The 20,697-nt window shown below is 68.6% G+C and carries 19 protein-coding genes; 6 read left to right on the top strand and 13 right to left on the bottom strand.

Features of this window, described 5'->3' with window-relative positions:
• Window positions 1-182 precede the first annotated feature (182 nt).
• Window positions 183-593 carry an STAS domain-containing protein gene (locus tag ACQPWU_RS15945; protein ID WP_433440662.1) on the top strand — a complete coding sequence of 137 codons (411 nt, stop codon included), beginning with the start codon at window positions 183-185 and terminating at the stop codon, window positions 591-593.
• Window positions 594-1,833: 1,240 nt separating this feature from the next.
• Here ACQPWU_RS15945 and ACQPWU_RS15940 read toward each other — a convergent pair.
• Complete coding sequence (locus ACQPWU_RS15940; protein ID WP_433440660.1) at window positions 1,834-2,019, bottom strand: hypothetical protein; 186 nt, start codon at window positions 2,017-2,019, stop codon at window positions 1,834-1,836.
• Window positions 2,020-2,462: 443 nt separating this feature from the next.
• Here ACQPWU_RS15940 and ACQPWU_RS15935 point away from each other — a divergent pair, with 443 nt between their 5' ends.
• Window positions 2,463-2,975, top strand: a complete 513-nt coding sequence (locus ACQPWU_RS15935; protein WP_433440658.1) for a GtrA family protein — start codon at window positions 2,463-2,465, stop codon at window positions 2,973-2,975.
• A 136-nt stretch (window positions 2,976-3,111) separates the two neighbouring features.
• On the opposite strand, the gene ACQPWU_RS15930 is transcribed toward ACQPWU_RS15935, so the two are convergent.
• From ACQPWU_RS15930 to ACQPWU_RS15920, 3 genes are all read right to left on the bottom strand, one after another.
• Window positions 3,112-4,974 carry an ABC transporter ATP-binding protein gene (locus ACQPWU_RS15930; protein WP_433440656.1) on the bottom strand — a complete coding sequence of 621 codons (1,863 nt, stop codon included), beginning with the start codon at window positions 4,972-4,974 and terminating at the stop codon, window positions 3,112-3,114.
• 189 nt (window positions 4,975-5,163) lie between these two features.
• Window positions 5,164-6,228: a PQQ-dependent sugar dehydrogenase gene (locus ACQPWU_RS15925; protein ID WP_433440654.1), complete on the bottom strand. Its 1,065-nt coding sequence runs from the start codon at window positions 6,226-6,228 to the stop codon at window positions 5,164-5,166.
• A gap of 193 nt (window positions 6,229-6,421) precedes the next feature.
• Complete coding sequence (locus ACQPWU_RS15920) at window positions 6,422-6,829, bottom strand: nuclear transport factor 2 family protein (protein ID WP_433440652.1); 408 nt, start codon at window positions 6,827-6,829, stop codon at window positions 6,422-6,424.
• Between the two features lie 120 nt (window positions 6,830-6,949).
• On the opposite strand from ACQPWU_RS15920, the gene ACQPWU_RS15915 reads away from it, so the two are divergent.
• Both ACQPWU_RS15915 and ACQPWU_RS15910 read left to right on the top strand, forming a co-directional pair.
• Window positions 6,950-7,531 (top strand): TetR/AcrR family transcriptional regulator, encoded by a 582-nt coding sequence (locus ACQPWU_RS15915; protein WP_433440650.1) that lies wholly within the window; start codon window positions 6,950-6,952, stop codon window positions 7,529-7,531.
• Window positions 7,532-7,621: 90 nt separating this feature from the next.
• Window positions 7,622-8,017: a peptidase inhibitor family I36 protein gene (locus ACQPWU_RS15910; protein ID WP_360699115.1), complete on the top strand. Its 396-nt coding sequence runs from the start codon at window positions 7,622-7,624 to the stop codon at window positions 8,015-8,017.
• On the opposite strand, the gene ACQPWU_RS15905 is transcribed toward ACQPWU_RS15910, so the two are convergent.
• Entirely contained in the window at window positions 8,018-8,608 is a 591-nt protein-coding gene (locus ACQPWU_RS15905) for a TetR/AcrR family transcriptional regulator (protein ID WP_433440647.1), read from the bottom strand.
• 87 nt (window positions 8,609-8,695) lie between these two features.
• Here ACQPWU_RS15905 and ACQPWU_RS15900 point away from each other — a divergent pair, with 87 nt between their 5' ends.
• Complete coding sequence (locus ACQPWU_RS15900) at window positions 8,696-9,724, top strand: saccharopine dehydrogenase NADP-binding domain-containing protein (RefSeq protein ID WP_433440645.1); 1,029 nt, start codon at window positions 8,696-8,698, stop codon at window positions 9,722-9,724.
• A complete protein-coding gene (locus ACQPWU_RS15895) occupies window positions 9,721-10,557 on the top strand; it encodes an NAD(P)H-binding protein (protein ID WP_433440643.1) in 837 nt (278 codons plus the stop codon). The genes ACQPWU_RS15900 and ACQPWU_RS15895 overlap by 4 nt, the downstream gene beginning before the upstream one ends.
• 50 nt (window positions 10,558-10,607) lie before the next feature.
• Here ACQPWU_RS15895 and ACQPWU_RS15890 read toward each other — a convergent pair whose 3' ends face one another.
• The 8 genes from ACQPWU_RS15890 to ACQPWU_RS15855 all read right to left on the bottom strand — a co-directional run bounded on the left by ACQPWU_RS15890 (window position 10,608) and on the right by ACQPWU_RS15855 (window position 20,697).
• Window positions 10,608-12,317 carry an ABC transporter family substrate-binding protein gene (locus ACQPWU_RS15890; RefSeq protein ID WP_433440641.1) on the bottom strand — a complete coding sequence of 570 codons (1,710 nt, stop codon included), beginning with the start codon at window positions 12,315-12,317 and terminating at the stop codon, window positions 10,608-10,610.
• Window positions 12,314-14,383 carry an ABC transporter ATP-binding protein gene (locus ACQPWU_RS15885; protein WP_433440639.1) on the bottom strand — a complete coding sequence of 690 codons (2,070 nt, stop codon included), beginning with the start codon at window positions 14,381-14,383 and terminating at the stop codon, window positions 12,314-12,316. Before ACQPWU_RS15885 ends, ACQPWU_RS15890 begins: the two co-directional genes overlap by 4 nt.
• On the bottom strand, window positions 14,380-15,222 hold the full coding sequence (locus ACQPWU_RS15880) for an ABC transporter permease (RefSeq protein ID WP_433440637.1): 843 nt from the start codon (window positions 15,220-15,222) through the stop codon (window positions 14,380-14,382). The genes ACQPWU_RS15885 and ACQPWU_RS15880 overlap by 4 nt, the downstream gene beginning before the upstream one ends.
• Before the next feature lies 1 nt (window position 15,223).
• Window positions 15,224-16,201 (bottom strand): ABC transporter permease, encoded by a 978-nt coding sequence (locus ACQPWU_RS15875; protein ID WP_433440635.1) that lies wholly within the window; start codon window positions 16,199-16,201, stop codon window positions 15,224-15,226.
• Window positions 16,202-16,570: 369 nt separating this feature from the next.
• On the bottom strand, window positions 16,571-16,891 hold the full coding sequence (locus tag ACQPWU_RS15870; RefSeq protein WP_433440633.1) for a hypothetical protein: 321 nt from the start codon (window positions 16,889-16,891) through the stop codon (window positions 16,571-16,573).
• 62 nt (window positions 16,892-16,953) lie between these two features.
• A complete protein-coding gene (locus ACQPWU_RS15865) occupies window positions 16,954-17,706 on the bottom strand; it encodes an SDR family NAD(P)-dependent oxidoreductase (RefSeq protein ID WP_433440631.1) in 753 nt (250 codons plus the stop codon).
• A 394-nt stretch (window positions 17,707-18,100) separates the two neighbouring features.
• Complete coding sequence (locus ACQPWU_RS15860; RefSeq protein WP_433440629.1) at window positions 18,101-19,456, bottom strand: four-carbon acid sugar kinase family protein; 1,356 nt, start codon at window positions 19,454-19,456, stop codon at window positions 18,101-18,103.
• Complete coding sequence (locus ACQPWU_RS15855; RefSeq protein ID WP_433440627.1) at window positions 19,453-20,697, bottom strand: RuBisCO large subunit C-terminal-like domain-containing protein; 1,245 nt, start codon at window positions 20,695-20,697, stop codon at window positions 19,453-19,455. The genes ACQPWU_RS15860 and ACQPWU_RS15855 overlap by 4 nt, the downstream gene beginning before the upstream one ends.

Here is a 20,697-nt window from a genome sequence, read left to right as displayed (position 1 = left end):
GGTTCAGCTTTCTCGACGGCTTCCACACAGCCATGGGCGGCTCCTGAAGCGATTCGCGCGCCGGCCGCTCCCGGAAGAAGTAAGCGGTGGTATCTAGGCGAAAGGCGGACGCCCGGATATGGTGCGGTACGGGCAAGCCACAACTGTGCACCGTCTCCCGAATTCCGATCGGTGGGCATCGCATGCCGGATCTGTCGTTCGTCACCCAGAGGTTGCCGGGCGTGAGCGTGATCTCGGTGGCCGGCGAGGTCGACGCCACCACCGCCGGGCAGCTCGATCGCTACATCCGGCACAGCCGGCGGCTGCCGGGCGAGCACATGGTGATCGATCTCAGCGAGGCTCACTTGATGGGCAGCGCGGGCCTTCGCGTCCTGCTCAACACCCATGCCTTCGCCCGCCAGCACGGCGGCACCCTGCACCTGGCCGCCGCCCATCCGAAGCTCGCCAGGATCATGGAGATCACCCAGGCGCACACCGTCCTGCACGTGCACGCCACGGTGGAGCAGGCCGTACTCGCAGCACTGGGCAGCCCGGCCCCCGAAGGCCCTCGTTCATCACCCCGTTCCTCATCGGAGCGGGCGACTCCGCTTTAGGCGCGTGGCCGGACGGGACCCTGGCGCCACGCGAGCCGGCCGGACCGAGCACCACACCACATAGGGCGTGGCGGGAGGCCGGGGCTGCGGATCCCTTCGGCGACCGGTATATGACCACTGCCGGACACTGTGTTCCCGAAGACGCTGACACTGAACACGTCATGAGGGGCGGCCAGAGTATCGGAACCGTCTTGTGGTCGAGCTGGAAGGATAATACCGGCTCCATCCCACTTCCGAACAGGACGTCTGCCTACGGCGATATCGCGCTGCTCGACTACACAGAGCCGATCGAATCTACGGCGTCCATCTTCGTTGGCGACACCGATGCAGCCACAAAACGGCCTGCTGGAAGTCAGCAATGGGTAGGAGACTTTGCTCAACGGCGCTGAGGGTATGCGCGACGGAGGCTGCCCGAAACCTGGAGACTCTGGCGGTCCAGTATATACGCTGGAGTCAGACGGATACGTTGTCGCAAAGGGTATCCTCTCAGGCGGAGGGAAGCACGATGGTGACACGTTGTGCCGGTCGACCTTCAGTGACATACATGATGCGCGCCTCGGTTTCGGTGGCGACGTCATGAAGCGCCGATAGAAAGCAGGATGCCCCGATGGCCGCCACGATTGGCATGAGGATCTGCCGGACGATGCTTTTCCTGGCAGGAACCATTACCTTGGCGAGTTGTGGCGGCCCACAATGGCAGCCCATCAATTGGGTTAACTTATCGGAAGACGGGCGGACGCTTACCGTTGAATTAACGTTCTCAAGACCGGCCGACGCAGTGCAATGCGAGCATGTGAAAAACACGGAAGTGCAGGAGTCGCCCTCCCAGGTGATTATCGGAGTTCAGCTCGAGATGGACTGTCCTACGCCGGAAGCGAACACCAGCATGAAAGGATACGTACGTCAGGTGCCTCTCAAACTTCGGCGGCCACTTGGTGTACGTATTGTCCTCGACAACACTCGTTACCACAGGGTCACAGTAAATACTCCGCTCCGCTGACTCTGGGGTACATAGGGCTGCCTCGGCTCCACGGCGTTCCAGGCTGGCGACGTTCTCCACTTCGGGGGAGCGCGTCTGCTACATGGCCCGGAGGAACACCTGCGGCATCAAGTGATGTCCTGGATCAGGCCTGGCGTTTGCCCCGGCCATGACCATCATCACTCCTCACTCTGGAGTAGACGCGGGCCGACACCACGCACCTCCGCCGACAGGCCGCCAGAAACCGCACGTTCTCCAGGACTACGCGATCAGCGCCAGACCGGATCGCGTGCTCCCAGTCGTGCCGCTCGACCAGCCGGGGGTCGCCAGCAGGTAATCGGGGACGTGCCGCCGTACCTGGCCATCGCCCCGGGCCACCATCCAACACGGCTGTGCGAAGATCTGCTCCACTGCCGGGTCGAAATCAGCCAGCAGCAACCGTGCCAACTCTCATAGACCACGTGCCCACCCCTTCGTGGCCGAGGCGTAGCTGCCCGAGTAATGGGCCTTCCCATGCATAGATCGAACACGGCGCCACGGTACCGACTCCGCGAAATCCGCCAATCTGAGCTGCGCAAAGGGGACTTCGCGCACGGACTCATCTGTGTACTGGACGAACGCCATGGAAACCTCGCGACCGCGACGCGCCTCGACCGCGTCTTGTCCCGCCATATGCGGAGCGTACGGATCTGCGGCACGCCTCACCCCACGGATCACAAAAGACCCGTAAGTCCGACATCGCAGAGCGTTATCAAAGCACATGATCACGCGGATTTGTCGTCGGATACGGTTCCAGCCGGACAAGCCGTGTCCGTAAATCTTGTTACCGGGGTGTTCGACTGGTGAGAAGATCGGGCGTGCTCCGAATAGCAAACGCAGTACTCGCAAGCTTGCCGAAACCGCTGCACGCACTTGCCCTGAAGCACCGCGAACTGCTGAAGTTCGCGGTGGTGGGTGGAACAGCGTTCTTAGTGGACAACACGGTGTTCTATGGGCTGAAGCTGACCATTTTGGAACCGAAGCCGGTGACCGCGAAGATCATCGCGGTGCTCGTGGCGACGATCGTGTCCTACGTGTTGAACCGCGAATGGTCGTTCCGGACCAGGGGCGGCCGCGAGCGCCGTCACGAGGCGGCGCTGTTCTTCCTGGTCAGTGGCGTCGGTCTAGTGCTCAGCTCCGCGCCGCTATGGATCTCCCGGTACGTATTTCGCCTGGAGACCCCGGATGTGAGCCTGGTAACCCAGGAGATCGCCGACTTCATGAGCGCGCAGATCATCGGCACGCTGATCGCCATGGTCTTCCGCTTCTGGGCGCTCCGGAAGTGGGTCTTCCCCGACGAGAAGGCCCAATCCCGCAGCGTGCGACTGGCTCGCACTCTCGATTCCACGGACGAGGCGGCGTGATGGCAGCGAATCCGGAAGCCGTTTCGGCGGTTGGACTGCTTCATGCCGCTGCTGCACCCCACGAGCGCGGCCCCGCGGATGACCAGGCGAACGCCGCACTTGCTCACCGAATCGCGGATTCTACAGTGGAAACGAGTCAGCGGTAGGCGGCGGCCTGAAGGGAGTAGAGGTCGGCGTAGAGGCCGTTGAGGGACATCAGGGTGGCGTGGTCGCCCTGCTCGGTGACCTTGCCGTGGTCGAGGACGTAGATGCGGTCGGCGTAGCGGACGCTGGCCAGGCGGTGGGTGATGAGCAGCACGGTGCGGCCGTCGGAGTGGTGGCGGATGCGTTCGAAGAGGGCGTGTTCGGCGCGGGCGTCGAGAGCGGCCGTGGGTTCGTCGCAGATGAGCAGGTCGGCGTCGCGGTGGAAGCCGCGGGCCACGGCGATGCGCTGCCATTGGCCGCCGGACAGTTCGTGGCCGTCTTTGAAGCGGCGGTCCAGCAGGGTGCGGTAGCGGTGCGGGAGGCCGGCGATGACCTCGTCGGCGCCGGCCACGGCGGCGGCCGCGTCCAGGGCATCCGGGCCCTTGTCGGTGCCCATGGTGATGTTGTAGCGGGCGGTCAGCGGCCAGCGGGTGTGGTCTTGGGCGATGACGGCGGTGCGCAGCCGGAGGTCTTCGGGGTCGACCTGGCTCAGGTCGGTGGAGTCCCAGCGGACGGTGCCGGAGTCCGGTTCGTACAGACCGGCGAGGATCTTGGCGAGCGTGGTCTTGCCTGAGCCGTTCTCGCCGACGAAGGCGATCACCTCTCCGCGTTTGATCTCGATGGAGACGTTGCGCAGGGCGGCCTCGTCGGCTCCCGGGTAGGTGAAGGTCACGTCTGAGGCGACGATGCGGTCGAAGCCCTCAGGGACCGGGGACGGGCGGGGGACGGTCAGGCGGTGTTCGGCGTCGGCGCAGAACTCCAGGAAGTCGGTGAAGTACAGGCCCTGCTCGTAGAGCCGGTTGGTGGCGTACAGGAGGCTGCTGAGCGAGCCCTGACCCGATCTGATGGCCAGGACCGCCGTGCCCGCCACCGCCAGGGGGATGGCGGCGAGGGCCAGCAGCACGCCCAGCGCGACGTAGACCAGGGCTGTGCCGAGGCCGCCCAGCGCCTCACCGATCAGCCGGGCGAAGGTCTGGCGGCGGGCCAGGCGGAGCATGACCTCCTGCTCGGCCTTGGCCACCGCGTCGTACATGCGCAGCAGGAACCCGCGCATCGTGAAAGACCGCACCTCGGCGGCGGCCTCCCGCTCCGCCAGCAGCTCCGCGATGATCCACTTGCGGCGGCGGGCCGGGATCAGGCCGTACATGGTGGAGTAGCGCATGCGCGCGCTCCGGACCGCCGCCCACGCGTCGGGCAGGACGGCGAGCAGCAGCAGCGGCAGCAGCACCGGGTGGAGCACGCCGAGCACCCCGGCCGCGGCCACGATGCCGACCGCCGCCGTGACCACGTCGACGGCCGCGGACACCACGGAGTCCGCCACGGCCACGCCCCGGGCCCTGGCCCGTTCGAGGGCGTCGTGGAACTCCGGGTCGTCGTAGGCCACCAGCTCCACCCGGCTGGTCAGGCCGTACAGCCGCTCCTCGGTCAACCGGGTGATCTGGGGGGTGAGGCGCGACTCCGCCCAGCCCGCCCCCGCCTGAACGGTCGTCCGCAGCACGGCCGCGCCGCCGACCAGGGCGAGGCTGGGCAGTGCGGCCATCACCCTGTCGGGGGTGGGACCCTCGTTGAAGAGGGCGGTCAGCACGCCGGTCGTCGCCAGCAGGCCGAAGGCCGTGAAGACGCCGCCGAGGAGGTTGAGGCTGATCGTGGCGAGCGTGTCGCGCGAGCTCGCGCCCCACGCCATGCGCAGCGCCTGGGCCACCAGGGAGGGGAGCCGCCTGGCGATGGTCAGGAAGCCGACCTCCGCCATCTTGTCGTTGTGAGCGTTCCATTGGGGCGTCGCGATCTCGCCGAGTTCGAGGGGCTCATCCTGCATGCTCTGAGTATGCGGCCGGGCACCGACAGTTTGTCATCTCGTTAGAACGAGGCCCCCAAGCCGCTGAGGGTCAGATCGCCGAGCCGGGCCGGGGTGGACCGCGGCTTCGCTGCAGCTGGAGTCCCACCCGGCTCCACGTCGTCCGGCGGCGGCGTCCGATGTGCTGTACGCCGCCGCCTTGGTGGACGGTCAGGAGGCGGTGCCGGTGGGCGGGATGCGGACGATGCGGTCGTCCGTGGCCGCCGGGGTGCCGCGGCCGTCCCGGTTGCTGGTCGTCACCCACAGCCAGCCGTCGGGCCCGACCGTCACCGTGCGCAGCCGCCCGTACGTGCCCTGGAGCTCGGCGACCGGCGTCCCTGCCCCGCCACCGCTCGTCACGGGCACCGTCCACAGCCGCGTCCCGCGTAGCGCGCCTACGAAGAGCGTGTTGTTCGCGTACGCCAGCCCGCTCGGCGACGCCTCGGCCGTCGACCAGGTGACGATGGGATCGCGGAACGACGGGTTGCCGCAGACGCCCTCGCAGGTGGGCCAGCCGTAGTTGCCGCCCGCCACGATGAGGTTGATCTCGTCCCTGGCGTTCTGCCCCAGCTCGGCGGCGAAGAGCCTGCCCTGCGTGTCCCAGGCCAGTCCCTGCACGTTGCGGTGCCCGTAGCTGTAGACCCGGGAGTTGCCGAACGGATTGCCCGGCGGGATGCCGCCGTCGGGCCTGATGCGCAGGATCTTCCCGGCGGGGGTGTTCAGGTTCTGGGCGTTGGCGGTGTTGCCCGCGTCGCCGGTGGCCACGTACAGGAGGCCGTCAGGACCGAACGCGATGCGCCCGCCGTTGTGGATGGAGGATCGCGGCACGCCGGAGAGCAGGACGGTCTGGGTCTGCGGGGCGCTCAGCCGCAGGCGCACGAGCCGGTTGTCGGTGCTGCTGCTGAAGTACGCGTACACCCACTGGTCCTGGGCGTACGTCGGCGACACGGCGATGCCGAGCAGCCCGCCCTCCCCCGAGGCGGACACCCCGTTGACGGTGGCCACCTGCGTGGGCGCCTGCCCGGGCCGTACCTGCAGGATTTTGGCGGTGGTGCGCTCCGAGACCAGAGCGCTGCCGTCCGGCAGGAACGCCAGCCCCCACGGCACCTGCAGGCCCGTGGCGGCCACCTGCGCCCGGGAGTAGTCGAAGCCGCCGATGGCGGAGGCCGGCGGTGAACCCACCAGGACCAGCCCGGCGGCGGCTAAGAGGACCATGATCGCGGTGCGGATGCGCATGACTGGCTCCTTGACGGATTGTCGAGGTCTCTCTACATACCCGACATCCCGGAGGTGTAGCCCGCCGGTCGTGGCGGGCAAGGGCGCCACAAGGCCCCGAAACCGGTCCGGCCAAGGAGCCCGGCCCAAGGTGGCGGCACACCCACCCTCCCCCGGCGCCGCACCCATGCCAGTTGGAAAAAGGGTGAAAGTTTCAGCCTCGCTCGCGGGCGAACGGCGGCGGCGCCGACGGGTCCTGGAGCGGCCCGCTGAGCTGGATGTTGGCGATCAGCCAGCGGTCGCCCTGCCCGACGGCGACCAGCGTCACCCGGAACGAGTCGTTGACCTCGTGCCCTCTGACCGAGGTGCGCTGCTCCTGCACGCCGCTCACGATCGCGGTGTCGCCGTGGAAGCGGACCTGCGGGTCGAGGATCGCGAAGTGGTGGTTCTTCAGGTCGCCGCGGTGGCGGCCCGCCCACTGCTGCTTGTCCAGCTTGAACCCGACGGGGCCGATACCCGCGAAGTCGTCGCCGAGGAGGTCGCCGAAGGCGTCGGCATCGCCGTTGAGCTCGGCCTGCACCCAGCGGTCGACGAGGTCGAGGACCCGCTCCTCACTGCTCATGATCTACCCCTTTGTCTGATTAAGTGGGGAAAAACTCCCCGGTTAACTGTCGCACGACGCCGAAGGCCGACACAACCCAACCGGGGAAATTTCCCCCACTTAGCCGCTATGCTCGGACTCGTGAAGTCCAAGCCCATGCGGGCCGACGCGCGGCGCAACCTGGAGCAGATCCTGCTCGCCGCGCGCGACATGATCGCCGAACGCGGCCCCGACGTGCCGCTCGACGACATCGCCCGGCGCGCCGGAGTCGGGAGCGCCACGCTCTACCGCCGCTTCCCCGACCGGGACGCCCTCTTCCACGCGGTCGCCCTGGACGCTCTGACCAGGACCGCCGCGGCGGCGGTGGCGGCGGCCGAGGAGGAGCGCGACCCGTTCGAGGCGCTGGCGCGGTACCTGCGCGAGGCGCTCGAGCTGCGGGTCTCGGCCGTGCTCCCTGCCCTGCTGGACCTGGTCGAACCGGCGAACGACCCGGAGCTGTCACCGGTGCGCGAGGAGTCCGCCCGCGCAGTACGGCAGCTCATCGCCGACTGCCACGCGGCGGGCGCGCTGCCGGAGGACGTCACGTTCATGGACATCGTGATGATGCTCGTACGGATCGCCCGCCCCCTCCCCGGGCCGCTTTCGGCGGAGGCCGACCAGGAGCTCGCCCGCCGTCACCTGGAGCTGTTCATCCACGGCCTGCGGGCGATGAGGACGGCGTGAGCCGACCCCTTTCCTGACAAGATCGCGCCATGTATGGTCGAGCCGAAAGAAAGTTTCACCCGTGGAGGAATAGTGGGCAAGAAGCTTCACATGTTGGCGTTACCGCTCGCTGCCGCTGCCCTGGCCGCCCTGGCGGTCCCCGCCCAGGCAGCCACCGGCTACGACAGGTGCCAGGACGGCTATTACTGCATGTTCTCCGGCCTCGACGGTGCCGGCGACATCATCCAGATCAAGGCTGACACGCCCGACCTTGCCGCCCTGGGCATGGCCGACCGCGCCAAGTCCGACTGGAACCGCACCGACTCCTACATCCACCTCTTCTCGGAGGCGAACTACGGCGGTTGCTCGGCGGTGACCAGTCCGCGCGACAAGGGCAACTTCTACATCGACTTCCGCGACTTCTTCGACTCCGTCCGGTTCGACGGCCAGAACGGCCCGTCCTGCTTCTCCACGCTCAAGGGTTCCGCGACCGACTCGCACGGCTGATCACAGCCGCAACGCCTCCAGGAACCGGTCGGCCTCCGCGGCGATCCGCGGCAGGTCGGCCGCCGGGCTCTGGGAGCGGGCCAGCAACATCCCGCCCTCGCACAGCGCGCCGAAGATGATCTGCGCGCGTGCGGGCAGGTCGCCGTCCGGGGCCTGCCCGCACGCCACGGCCAGGCGCAGCCCGTCGAGCACGATCCGTAGCATGTGGCCGTACTCGATCTCCCGGGTCGTCTCCCAGCCCAGCACCGACGGCGCATCCAGCAACACGATCTGCCGGAAGCCCGGATCGAGGCAGTGCTCCAGGAACGTCCGGCAGCCGCGCCGCAGCGCGGCCCACGGGTCGCCCTCCTCGGCGGCGACCTGCTCGAGCTTGGCGTCGACCGCCTCCAGCTCCCCCACGAACGCCGCGCGGAACAGCTCCACCTTGCCGCCGAAGTGGTGATAGGCGGCCCCCTTGGTCACCTCGGCCGCGGCGGCGATGGCGTCGATCGACGTGACCGCGTATCCCTGCGCGCCGAACAGCTCCCGCGCGGCCAGCACCAACCGCCCCGTCGTCTCGTCGGATCGCTCTGCCTGGGTACGGCGGATCATCGTGCTGCTCCCATTGACTTACATACTCGCGGTACGTAACTTCGAAGGACAGTTACGTACTCCCAGTATGAATCATGGAGGTGAGCCGTGTCCTCACCGCACATCGCCGTCTACGGCGCCACGGGCCACACCGGACGACTGGCGGCGGCCGAGCTCCGCGCCCGCGGCCGGGACGTCATCCTGGCCGGTCGCGACGGCGGAGCCCTCAAGGCCCTGGCAGACGAGCTCGGCGGGGCGCCCGTGCACCAGGCCGCGCTGGACGACCCCGCCGCGTTACGCGCGCTCGCCGAGCGGGCGGACGTGCTGATCCACTGCGCGGGCCCGTTCACGCACACCGGCAAGCCCGTCGCCACGGCGGCGGCCGAGGGTGGTTGCCACTACGTGGACCACGCCCTGGAGCAGCACCACACGAAGTGGATGTTCGAGGCCATGTCCGAACCCGCCAGGAAGGCGGGCATCGCCATGATCACGGCGATGAGCTTCTACGGCGGGATGGGCGACCTGCTCGCCGGGGCCGTGGCCGGCGGCATGACGGACATCGAACGGGTGATCAGCGCGTACGCGGTGAGCGGCTGGCGGTTGACCGCGGGCGCCAAGAAGACCGCCGAACTGCTGTTCGCCGATACCCAGCGGATCACCTACGCGGACGGAGCCCAGCACGTCGGCTACGTCGAGCCGCGTAACGCCGTCTTCCCGTTCCCGCCGCCGCTCGGCCCCCGCACGATGATCGCCCCCGTCCCGTTCTCCGAGGTGGTCACCGTCCCCAGACATGTGCCGGCGAAAACGGTGGAGGCACAGCTCACGGCGCACACGTTCGAGGAGCCGGAGGCGTTCACCAGCGAGGACGTGGACGCCGGCACCCGGGCGGGCTCCAGCTTCACGGTCGCCGTCCAGGTGATCACCGATAAGGGCGGGCGCGCGGGGCAGGTCAGCGGTCAGGACCTGTGGCGCCTGAGCGCGCTGGCCTCGGTGGAGGCCGCCGTCAGGCTGACGGAGAACCCCGTTGGCCCGGGTGTGTACGGCCCGGCCGAGGCGTTCCCCGCCGGGCCGTTCCTGCGCGATCTGGAGCGGCTCGGCCTGTTCACGCTGACCCTGCCGGAAGAGGAGGAGCGATGATCCTTGTCACTGGAGCGGCGGGCGGGCCCCAGGGTTCGACCGGGCGGCACGTGACGAACCTGCTGCTGGAGCGCGGCGAGGCCGTGCGCGCCTTCGTGCACTCCGACGACCACCGCGCCGAGGAGCTGCGCAAGCTCGGGGCCGAGGTGGTGGTCGGCGACCTGCGGGAGATCGCGTCGGTGCGGCCCGCCATGCGCGGGGTCAGGAGGGCGTTCTTCACGTATCCGGTGACGGCGGGGCTGCTCGACGCCACCGGCGTGTTCGCCGCGGCGGCCAAGGAGGAGGGCGTGGAGCGCGTCGTCGAGGTGTCGCAGCTCGACGCTTCCCCCGAGGCGGGGACTCCGCGGATGCGCCGGCACTGGGTGGCGGAGCAGGTCTTCGACTGGGCCGGGGTGGGCGCGGTGCACCTGCGGGCCGGGGTGTTCTTCGAGAATCTCGCCGTCGCCGCCTCGGGCGGCACGCTGGCACTCCCGCTGGGGCCGCCGGACACGTGGGTCCCGCTGGTCGCGGGTGAGGACGTGGCGAGGGTGGCGGCCGGGGTCCTGCTGGACCCGGGGCCGGCGGAGCCGGTGTGCCTGGTGAACGGGCAGATGGCGACGATCGGGGAGGCGGCGGACGCGCTCGGGGTCCCGTACGTGGATCTGCCGCCCGAGGAGTGGGAGGCGCGGGCGCTGGGTTTCTACGGCGACCCGTACGCGGTCGAGCACCTGACGCACCTGTGGGCGATCTTCCGCTTCATCGGCTCCGGCGACCATCCGCTCTTCCGGGTCACGGAGAGCATCCAGCGCTACGGCGGCCGCCCGCCGATGACGCTGCGGGAGTTCGCCGGATAACGGGAAACCCCCGGCCGGGAAGCCGGCCGGGGGTCCGTCCTACGCGGAGATCAGCCGGTGAAGCCGACGATCGAGTAGTCGAGGCTCTTGTAGCCGCGCGCGCCCCAGTTGGCGAGCGTCTTCTTGGTCGCCTGGATGTCGGGACGCTGGTACAGCGGGATGGTGTGCACCATGTCCCAGACCAGCTTGTCCGCGGCGTTGGCCTTCTCGATGGCCTTGGCCGGGTCCATCTCGTCCACCGCCGCGTCGATGGCGGCGTCGACGGCCGGGTCGCTGGCCTTCGGGAAGTTGCTCTCGGAGCCGGTGTAGTAGATCTGCTTCAGGCCGCCGATGGGCAGCGGCGTGCCGATCCACGAGAACGGCACCAGGTCGAAGTCGCCCTTGATGATGTAGTCGGTGAAGAACTTGTCAAGCGGGACGGGCTTGATGTTGACCTTGATCCCGGCCTCCTTGAGCATGGCCTGGGTGAGCTCGCCCTCCGTCTGCGACACCGGCGTGCCCGTCGGGATGACGAAGTTCAGGTCGAACTCCTTGCCGTCCTTCTTGCGGTACTCGCCCTCCTGCTTCCAGCCGGCCGCGTCCAGCAGCTGCTTGGCCTTCTCCAGGTTGTACTTGCCGAGGTCGCCGGAGTTGTCGACGTAGCCCTTGTGGTTGTTCATGAAGACGTGGTTGCCGAGCGTCTGCAGCGGCCAGTCCATGTCCTTCAGGTCCGACTGGGTGATCACGTCACGGTTGATCGCGTACGAGACCGCGTGCCGGATGTTCTTGTCCTTCAGGAACTCGCTCTGGTTGTTGACCGTGATGTGCCGCCAGTTCGGGCTGAGCGCCTTGCGGATGTCCACATTCGGGACTTCCTTGGCCCGCTTCAGCTCCGCCGGGGCACCCGACGGGATCTCCACGCCGTCGAGCTCGCCGTTGGCGAAGGCGTTCACCTGCGCTTCCGGCGACTCGATCGCCCGGAAGATGACCTTGTCGAGCTTGGCCTTCTTGCCCCACCACTTGTCGTCACGCACGAGCGTGAGCGTCTTGGTGCCCTCGTCGATCTTCTCGACCTTGAAGGGGCCCGCGGTGGCCGGGATCTTCTGCAGGTAGTCCTTCTCGTACGCCTCGGGCGTCTCGATGTGCTTGGCGGGGTAGAGGTGCGGCGACCGGGAGAACTGCCCCATCCACTCCGGGTACGGCTTGGCGTAGGTGACGATGGCGACCTTGTCGGTGTCGCCCTTGGTCACCGATTCGATCTTGTCCCAGCCGTCCGTGGACGCCGGCTTGAACTTCTTGTTCTTGCCGCTGTTGGCCTTCCACGCGGCCTCGAGGTCCTTCCACGTCATCGGCGTGCCGTCCGACCAGGTGGCCTTGTCGTTGATCGTGTAGGTGACGACCTGCTTGCCCGACGACAGGTCGTTCTTCACGTCGGTCAGGTAGTCGGGGTTCGCCGTGAATTGCGCCCCTTCGTCGGACACCATGAGCTGCGGCATGATCGGGTCGAGCATGTCCGCCGTGTCGGCCTGGTTGCCGTCGACGTGGTTGCCGTTCCACTGGGTCGGCCACTGCCCGACCGCGAGCGTCAGCGTGCCGCCGTCCTTCACCTGCTCGTAGGGGACCGGGTTGATGCTGATCGCCGGGGTCTCCGACATCTGCTTCTGAGCCTGCTGCGACTGCTCGGCGCTCGGCTTCTTGGCTTCGCCGCCACCTCCGCCACAGGCCGCGACGGCCAGGGCCAGCACCGCGACGCCCGCGGCCGCACGGTAACGAACCTTCACTTTTCCTCCTGATCGTCCGAGGCCGTGATGACCTCGATCTCCTCCGCGTAGTGGCAGGCGGCGCCGTGGTCCACGGCACGCGCCAGCCGAGCAACCGAGGGCTCTTCGTCCACACACCGCCGCCGTTCCGCCTCGCTGAGCACGGCGAACTTGGGACAGCGGGTGCGGAACCGGCATCCCGACGGTGGGTCTGCCGGGCTGGGCAGGTCGCCTTCGAGCAGGATCCGCACGCGAGTGCGTTCCATCTCGGGGTCCGGCAGCGGGATCGCCGACAGCAGCGCCTGCGTGTAGGGGTGGGCTGGATGGTCGTAGACGTTCTCGACCGTCCCGATCTCGGCGATCCTGCCGAGGTACATGACGGCCACACGGTCGGCCAGATGCCTGACCACGGCCAGGTCGTGGGCCACGAACAGGTACGACAGCCCCAGCCTGTTCTTCAGCTCCTCCAGCAGGTTGATCACACCGGCCTGGATGGAGACGTCGAGTGCCGAGACCGGCTCGTCCAGCACCAGCAGCCTCGGCTCCAGCGCGAGCGCGCGGGCGATGCCGATGCGCTGGCGCTGGCCGCCGGAGAACTGGTTCGGATAGCGCTCCGCGTGCTCGGGGGAGAGCCCGACGAGCTGGAGCAGTTCAGCGACCTTCTCGGCCACGTTCTTCTTGCCGTGCGCGCGCAGCGGCTCGGCGATGATGTCGCTGACCGGCATGCGCGGGTCGAGCGCGGCCATCGGGTCCTGGAAGACGATCTGCAGATCGCGGCGGAGGCCCTTGCGCGCCGCGCCGTCCAGCTTGGCGCTGTCCTTGCCGAGCACCACGACCCGCCCGCCCTGCGGCGGCTGGAGCTGCATGATCTGCTGCAGCGTGGTGGTCTTGCCGCAGCCGGACTCGCCCACCAGCGCCAGCGTCTCGCCCTCGGCGATGTCGAAGCTGATGCCGTCGACCGCGAACACGGTGCCGACGCGGCGCTTGAAGACCGCGCCCTTCATCAGCGGGTAGTGCCTGATCATGTCGTCGAGCTCGAGCACCGTGGCGCGCTCGGCGCGCGGCACGCGTACCACGTCGCTCGGCGGGATGACCGGCACGGGGAACACGTCGGCCCCGGTCAGGCCCTTGTGCTCGATCTCGTGCGAGCGGATGCACGCCACGTGGCGACCACCGCCGAACGGGGTCAGCGGCGGCTCCTCGTCGTCGCACATGTCCACCTTCATCGGGCAGCGCGGCGCGAACGGGCAGCCGGGCGGCAGCGCCGACGGGGAGGGCGGGTTGCCCTCGATGGGCACGAGCGGCCCTTCCTCGCCGTCGACCCTGGGGATCGAGGCGAGCAACCCCATCGTGTACGGCATGCGCGGCCGGTAGTAGATGTCGTCCACCGGCCCCTGCTCGACCGGCCGGCCCGCGTACATGACCAGCACCCGGTCGGCCATGCCGGCGATGACGCCCAGGTCGTGGGTGATCATCACGATGCCGGCGCCCGTCTCCTGCTGGGCGGTCTTGAGCACCTCCAGCACCTGCGCCTGGATGGTCACGTCGAGCGCGGTGGTCGGCTCGTCGCAGATCAGCAGGTCGGGGTCGTTGGCGATGGCCATGGCGATCATCGCGCGCTGGCGCATGCCGCCGGAGAACTCGTGCGGGAACGCCTTGGCCCGCAGGTGCGGATTCGGGATGCCGACCAGGTCGAGCAGCTCGACCGCCCGCTTGGCGGCCTTGTCCTTCCCCATTTTCTGGTGGATGCGCACGGCCTCGGCGATCTGGTCGCCGATCGTGTAGACGGGCGTGAACGCCGACAGCGGATCCTGGAAGATCATGCTGATCGTCTTGCCGCGGACCTTGATCTGCTCGTCCTCGTCCATGCCGAGCAGCTCACGGCCGTGCAGCTTGACCGAGCCGCTGACCACGGCCTTCGGCGGCAGCAGGCCCATGACGGCCAGCGAGGTCACCGACTTGCCCGAGCCGGACTCGCCGACGATGCCGAGCACCTCGCCGCGCTCGACCTCGTAGCTGACGCCGCGCACGGCCTCGATGCCGCCGGGGAAGGTGACGGTGAGGTCCCTGACCTCCAAGATGCTCACGAGTTGCTCCCCGGGTCGAGTGCGTCACGCAGGCCGTCGCCGATCAGGTTCACGCTGAGCACGAGAAGCACCAGCAGGCCCGCGGGGAAGGCGAACAGCCATGGATAGCCGGTGGCGTTGCCGGAGCCGGCCGCGATCAGCGTGCCGAGCGAGACGTCCGGCGGCTGGATGCCGAAGCCGAAGAAGGACAGCGCCGCCTCGCCGATGATCGCGCCGGAGACGTTGACCGTCGCGTCGATGATGAGCAAGGAGGACATGTTGGGCACGATGTGCCGGAAAATGATCTTCCAGCGCGCGATGCCCATGTAGACGGCGGCCTGGACGTACTCCCGCTCACGCAACGAGATCGTCATGCTGCGCACCACTCTGGAGGTGATCATCCAGGAGAAGGCGGCCAGCAGCACCACGAACCAGAGCCAGGAGGAGCCTGCCTTGAGCCGCGGCGAGATGATCGCGATGATGAGGAAGCTGGGCAGGACCAGTAGCAGGTCCACGCCCCACATGAGCACCCGGTCCACCCAGCCGCCGAAATATCCGGCGAACGCGCCCACGACCGCGGCCAGGCCGGTCGAAATAAGCGCGACCAGGAGGCCGATGACGATCGACTTCTGCATGCCGCGCAGCGTGATCGCGTACATGTCCTGGCCGATCGAGGTGGTGCCCCACCAGTGGTCGGCGTCGGGAGGCGACAGGAAGGCCAGGAAGTCCTTGTCCGTCCAGTCGTACGAGCCGAAGTAGGGGCCGAGGTAGGCCAGCGCCACCAGCAGGATCAGGGCGGCGAAGCCGTAGCGTGCCTGATTGTTCCGGATCAGGCGCCGGAGGACGACTTTCGAGCGCATGTCAGCTCACCCGCACCCGAGGATCGAGGGCCGCCACCAGCACGTCGGACAGGAAGGCGGCGAACAGGACACAGACGGCGGTGAAGAAGGTCACCGCGGCGACGGAGTTGACGTCGTTCGCGTTGATCGAGTCGACCAACCAGGCGCCCATACCGTGCCAGGCGAAGATCTTCTCAGTGAAGGTGGCTCCCGTGAACAGCGTCCCGAACGCGAAGGCGAAGTAGGTGGCGACGGGGATCAGCGCGGTGCGCAGCGCGTGCTTGGTGAGCGCCGTCCTGCGCCGCAGGCCCTTGGCCATCGCGGTGCGGACGAAGTCCTGGTTCAGCACGTCGAGCATCATGTTGCGCTGGATCCGGCTGTAGAAGGCGACCAGGCCCAGACTGAGCGAGATGGTCGGCAGGATCAGGTGGTTCAGCCGGTTGACGAACTGGTCCCAACCCGACAGCCGGGGGTTGTACTCGCCGGTGTACTCGATCAGCGTGAACCCGAGCCCTCTGTTCAGGTTGTACGTGGCGATCGCCAGCAGGGTCGCGAGGACGAGAACCGGCACCGCCATGATCACGAACGAGCCGACACCTATTAACCGGTCGCTGAGCTTGTACTGCTTCACCGCGGACCACGCACCCATGGCCACGCCGATGACGAAGCCCACGATCGTGCCGATGAGCATCAGCCGAAGGCTGACCATGATCCGGCGGCCCATCTCATCGTTGACCGAGCCACCGTTCCAGGTCTTGCCGAAGTCGCCGGTGATGACGCCCTTCGCCCACGTGCCGTACCGCACGAGGACCGGGACCTTGTCGTTCAGGTTGTAGGCGTCGAGGGTTCGGTCGATGACCTCCTCGGCGATCGGGGGCTGGCGCCCCTGGTATGCCGATCTCGGGTTCATAGTGCTGGCAGCGAGCATGTACGCCAGACTTGCCGCGATCACAACCAAGATCACATTTATGACCAACCTGCGGAGCAGGTACCTGCCCATTACTCTCCGTTCGCGCTGACCGGGAACACGTGCTTCCATCCGGAGAGGTGTCCCCGCAACGAAAACCCACCTCGTGCCGCATAAATCACTAGCAGCTCAAGATGGCGATCAACGCGCAGAATATAAGCAAAAATGTAACAGTCAGAAACCGTTCGACATAACGGTCAGGTCACTCGCAATAGCCCCACAGGGTCGGTCAGCCGCCTTACCATACCTACCTTGACCTGCGGAAACGCCCCTTATTCAGAGGTCATTTAGGGCATCCGCCGAGGGTCCAGTGTCACAGAATCCGGACATAATTTCATGGTCACGGAAAGTGATCCGCTTCACGTTGAGCTGATCGTCAAGTGAGTTCGGACAGTACCCTGGTCACGGCCTCGTAGGAGTCCCGCACACCGTCGGCGTTGCCCAGGCGGTGGCGCTCCAGCCGGATCGCCCCGAGGTGACGCATCCCATAGACCAGGGAACGCCAGGTCGCGGCCGGGCCGCGGTCCGGTCCAGGTCGAGCACACCGGTGATCGTCGGCTCAGGGGCCCCGGCGGCGATCATGGTGTTGACCGTCCACAGGTCGCCGGCGAGCAGGCGGGGCTCGGTGATCTCGTCGAGCACCGAGCGGTGCTCTTCCGCCAGTGCGGCGGCCTTGCGGATGTCGGCCGCGTCCAGCCCCGTACGGTCGAATGGGAAGCTCACGCACAGCGGCGCAGTGTGTGAGCTTCACGCCCGGCAACCTCCCCGCGCGGCGAAGATGGCCACTACGGCATCCACTTGCCGCCCGCGACGTCGATCGTGAGCCCGGTGAGCCACGAGGACGCCTCGGAGGCGAGGAAGGCCGTCACGTTCGCCACGTCGAGCGGCGTGCCCAGCCGCCCGAGCGGGTGCTCGGCCAGCAGCCGCTCCTTGAACTCCCACGGCATCCGCTCCTCCAGCCGCTCCGTCATGATCGTGGACGGGGCGACGACGTTGGCCCGGATGCCGGTGGGCCCCAGCTCGTACGCCAGCTGCTTGGTCAGCGCGATGACTCCGGCCTTGGCCGCCGTGTACGCCACCGAGGCGGCGGTCGGAGTGCGGGCCGCCAGCGACGACATCGTGATGATCGACCCGCTGCGCCGCTCTCTCATGCGGGGCAGGAAGCTCCCGATGACCAGGAACGTCGAGGTGAGGTTGGCGTTCAAGGTGGTGTGCCATTCCTCCTCGCTCATCTGGTCGATGGGCCGGGGCATCCCGGTCCCGCCGCCCGCGAAGACCGCCAGCACGTCCACGGGCCCGAGCCGCCGCTCGACCTCCTCACGCATCGCCTCGACGGCGGCGAACTCGGTGGTGTCGGCGGCGATGCCGATCGCGGCGCCACCGATCTCCTTCACGGCCGCCTCGATGGCCACCGGGTCGCGCCCGTTGACCACGACCCGCATCCCCTGCTCGGCCAGCACCCGGGCGGTCTCTCGCCCGATCCCCCCGGAGCCGCCGGTAACCAGCGCCACCTTGCCCTGCAGGTCCGGATACATCATGACTTCCACTCCCTCTGCGCATCGCAGCCGTCTCGTGTGAGTCCACGTTGCCGTGTGCGAGGGGCTCAGGTCATCAGGCGCGAGGGGCGTTTCTGACTGCGTCCGCGGGAGTGCGCCAGGGGCGCGGTCCGTACTTCGTAGGTCGTACGCGAGGGTATGTCAGGGCGGCGGCGGCATCCGGCTCGCCCTTGAGGATCGCGACAATCGCGCTGGTGTCGATGATCACGTGGGGAGCCCTGTCTCGGAGTCATACAGGACGTCAGTGGACAGGTCCGCAGCACCCAATCTCGAACGGATCTTCGCAGCGAGCACGAGTAGCTCTTCCGCCATCGTGGTGTCTTCCTCCTGGCGCTTGGCGAGCAGACGCTCACGCCGCTCGCCCAGGGCTTCCTTATCAGCGCGCGACGGCGAGGAAGTAGTCGTCGCCGCCCACCTGGCCGCCCTTCAGCGCCACTTCGAGCTCGTCGCATGCGGGATCGTCCGAGGTCAGTACGCACACAGGGGCGCCAGGGGCCAGCGAGGCGACCACGTCCAGCGAGCGAGCACCGAGGGCTGCCACGACCTGGCCCGACGTGTCGCCGCCCGCGACCACCAGGCGCCGGACCAGCCCCGCTCGGACGGCTACCGAGGCGATGCGGCCGAGGAGGTCCCCGATGGCCGCGGGGTCTCGGGCTGGGCCGCGCGTTGACTGGACGATCGTGTGCCGGCCTTCGCCCAGGCTCTCCGCCACCTGGGCGAAGAGGTCCGCGAAGGAGCCCCAGCCCGGTTCGGTGGTCGCGCCAGTGGCCACATCCATGACGCCGTCGTGGATCGCGCGTCGAAGGCCTTCTGAGGTGTCCAGCACGCGCCACCCCGCCCGCTCGGCCGTGTCGATCTGGCGGGCGGTGATCGGGGAGCGGCTGCCCGACACGACCAGCACCGCCGCACCACCCGATCCCGAGGCCACCGCGGCGGGCGAGTCCGGGGCTGGTGTGCCGTCCGAGATCGTGCCCAGCGTGTCGGCTGGTGCCGAGGTCCCTGTGGTCCAGGCTGAGGCGAGGGCGTAGCTCAGGCCGCCGGAGCCGACGCAATACAGCGGGGCGCGGCCGGCGGCGTCGGCGAGCAGGAGGCGGCCGAGCGCCCGGACGTGGTCCTCGGTCAGCGCGTCCGCGACGAAGGCCGAGTCCTCGCCCGGCGCCCGATAGGCCTCCTCCGACGGCGACGGCGACGACGGCGGCAGGAAGGGCGACGCGGGCAGCCAGCCGACGCGCCCCGCGCCCTGCTCGGTCAGACGGATCCGGAGGTCGGACTCCGACGCGGGCGTGACCGGGTGGTCGCGCATCGGCGGGTAGCGGTCGAGCCGGAGGACCTCGTCGCCCGCCCGTACGAAGTGGTTGGCGAACCACGTGTAGCGCCCCAGCTCGGGCTGGGCGGCGAGCACCGGCACCGGGCCCCGCGCCAGGCCCTCACGGTGGAGGGCCGCGATGACCGCGCCGATGCTCCCGTGCGCAGGAGAAGAGTCGAACGTCGAGCAGACCTTGTACTGGATGACCAGCGGCTTCAGCGCCGCCAGTGCCTTGAGCGCGGGCAGCGCCACCGACACCGGGTCCGCGGACGCCCGGCAGGTGGTGGCGATGCCGATGACGTCGTCCGCGTCGTGCAGGCGGGCCACGTCGGTGACCAGGGAGCCGGTCAGCCCGAACCGCCTGAACTGCCACAACGCGTCGGTCGCCCCCGTGAAGTCGTCCGCGACGAAGGCGAACAGCGTCACTTCCGGATCACCCCGCCGAAGTGCTTCAGCGCCGCCCGTAGCTCCGGCTCGTCCACCTCGTCCAACGGGACGCCCGCCTCGGAGGCCGCCCACGCCTGCCGGATGCTCGCGATCCCCGCCGCCGGCCCGTCCGGGTGGCCGAGCACCCCACCCCCGGCCAGCACCAGCAGGTCGGTGGTCCCCGTGCGTTCCAGGGTGACGGGCGCGGTGCCGGCCCACTGGGCGGACGACAGGACGGGAAGGCAGGGGAAGCCGCCGAGCAGCGGTTCGCGCACCGCAGCGACCGCTGAGGCCACCTCGTCGTCCGTGACGTAGAACTTGCTGTGGAACCCGCCGCAGTGCAGGTGGTCGACGCCTGTCAGGCGGGCCAGCTTCTGGTACGCGACGTGCCCGATCCCGAGCCCCGGATGCCGGGCCAGCGCCCCGATGCCGGTGACGTGCGCGTGGATCGGCACCCTGGCGTGCCGGCGCAGCATGGCGACGGCCGGGAAGCCGACGATGTTCAGGTTGACCATCACGCAGGTGCCGCCGGCCGCCACCACCATGTCGTGGTTGCGCAGCATGCGGTCGGGCTCGTCGCTGATGTTGAACGCGTACATCGGCCGTCGCCCGGTCCGCCGCTCCACCTCGTCGAGGGCGGCCGTGACCGCACGTATCCGCTGAGGGAGCGGGGCGGGCGGGCAGTCGGCGTTCACCTCGTCGTCCTTGATGAAGTCGACCCCGGCCACGCCCAGCTCGCGTACGAGGTCCACGTAGTCGGCGGGGCGCAGCCCGACGTTGGGCTTGACGATGGTCCCGATCAGCACCCCTGAGGGGCGTCCCACCAGCTGCCGGGTGCCCGAGACGGCGAACCGCGCCGGGAGGTACGAGGAGCCGAAGGCCGCGGGCAGCTCCAGGTCGACCAGCTTGAGCCCGGCCAGCTCGCGCAGCTCGTAGAGGTTGCCCGCGACCACGGGCAGCAGGTTCGTGAGCGAGGGTCCCGTGTTCTCCAGCGGGAAGCCGATCTTGACCAGGCCCGCCGTCAAGGGCCCATCCCCGATCGCCCCCGGCAGGGGTTCGGAAGCGGGAGGGATCTCCGTGATGGACAGCACCACGGCGCTGTGGCGGGCGCGCAGTTCGTCGGTCTCGCCGCGCACGCTGACGAAGGTGCCAGTGCTCTGCTCCCCCGCGATCGCGCTCACGGCCTGCTCCAGCGGCAGGCGCGTGAGCACGCGGTACGTGGCGACGGTCAGCTCGCTCAC

Source organism: Nonomuraea sp. CA-141351 (assembly GCF_050944675.1).
Classification (GTDB): domain Bacteria; phylum Actinomycetota; class Actinomycetes; order Streptosporangiales; family Streptosporangiaceae; genus Nonomuraea.
This window is presented reverse-complemented; position numbering and strand designations above follow the sequence as displayed.

Excerpts from the sequence above, each read along its gene's own strand:
- ACQPWU_RS15945 (WP_433440662.1), top strand. The coding sequence starts at position 183 with ATGCCGGATCTGTCGTTCGTCACCCAGAGGTTGCCGGGCGTGAGCGTG.
- ACQPWU_RS15930 (WP_433440656.1), bottom strand. The coding sequence starts at position 4,974 with ATGCAGGATGAGCCCCTCGAACTCGGCGAGATCGCGACGCCCCAATGG.
- ACQPWU_RS15925 (WP_433440654.1), bottom strand. The coding sequence starts at position 6,228 with ATGCGCATCCGCACCGCGATCATGGTCCTCTTAGCCGCCGCCGGGCTG.
- ACQPWU_RS15920 (WP_433440652.1), bottom strand. The coding sequence starts at position 6,829 with ATGAGCAGTGAGGAGCGGGTCCTCGACCTCGTCGACCGCTGGGTGCAG.
- ACQPWU_RS15910 (WP_360699115.1), top strand. The coding sequence starts at position 7,622 with ATGTTGGCGTTACCGCTCGCTGCCGCTGCCCTGGCCGCCCTGGCGGTC.
- ACQPWU_RS15905 (WP_433440647.1), bottom strand. The coding sequence starts at position 8,608 with ATGATCCGCCGTACCCAGGCAGAGCGATCCGACGAGACGACGGGGCGG.
- ACQPWU_RS15895 (WP_433440643.1), top strand. The coding sequence starts at position 9,721 with ATGATCCTTGTCACTGGAGCGGCGGGCGGGCCCCAGGGTTCGACCGGG.
- ACQPWU_RS15880 (WP_433440637.1), bottom strand. The coding sequence starts at position 15,222 with ATGCGCTCGAAAGTCGTCCTCCGGCGCCTGATCCGGAACAATCAGGCA.
- ACQPWU_RS15875 (WP_433440635.1), bottom strand. The coding sequence starts at position 16,201 with ATGGGCAGGTACCTGCTCCGCAGGTTGGTCATAAATGTGATCTTGGTT.
- ACQPWU_RS15865 (WP_433440631.1), bottom strand. The coding sequence starts at position 17,706 with ATGATGTATCCGGACCTGCAGGGCAAGGTGGCGCTGGTTACCGGCGGC.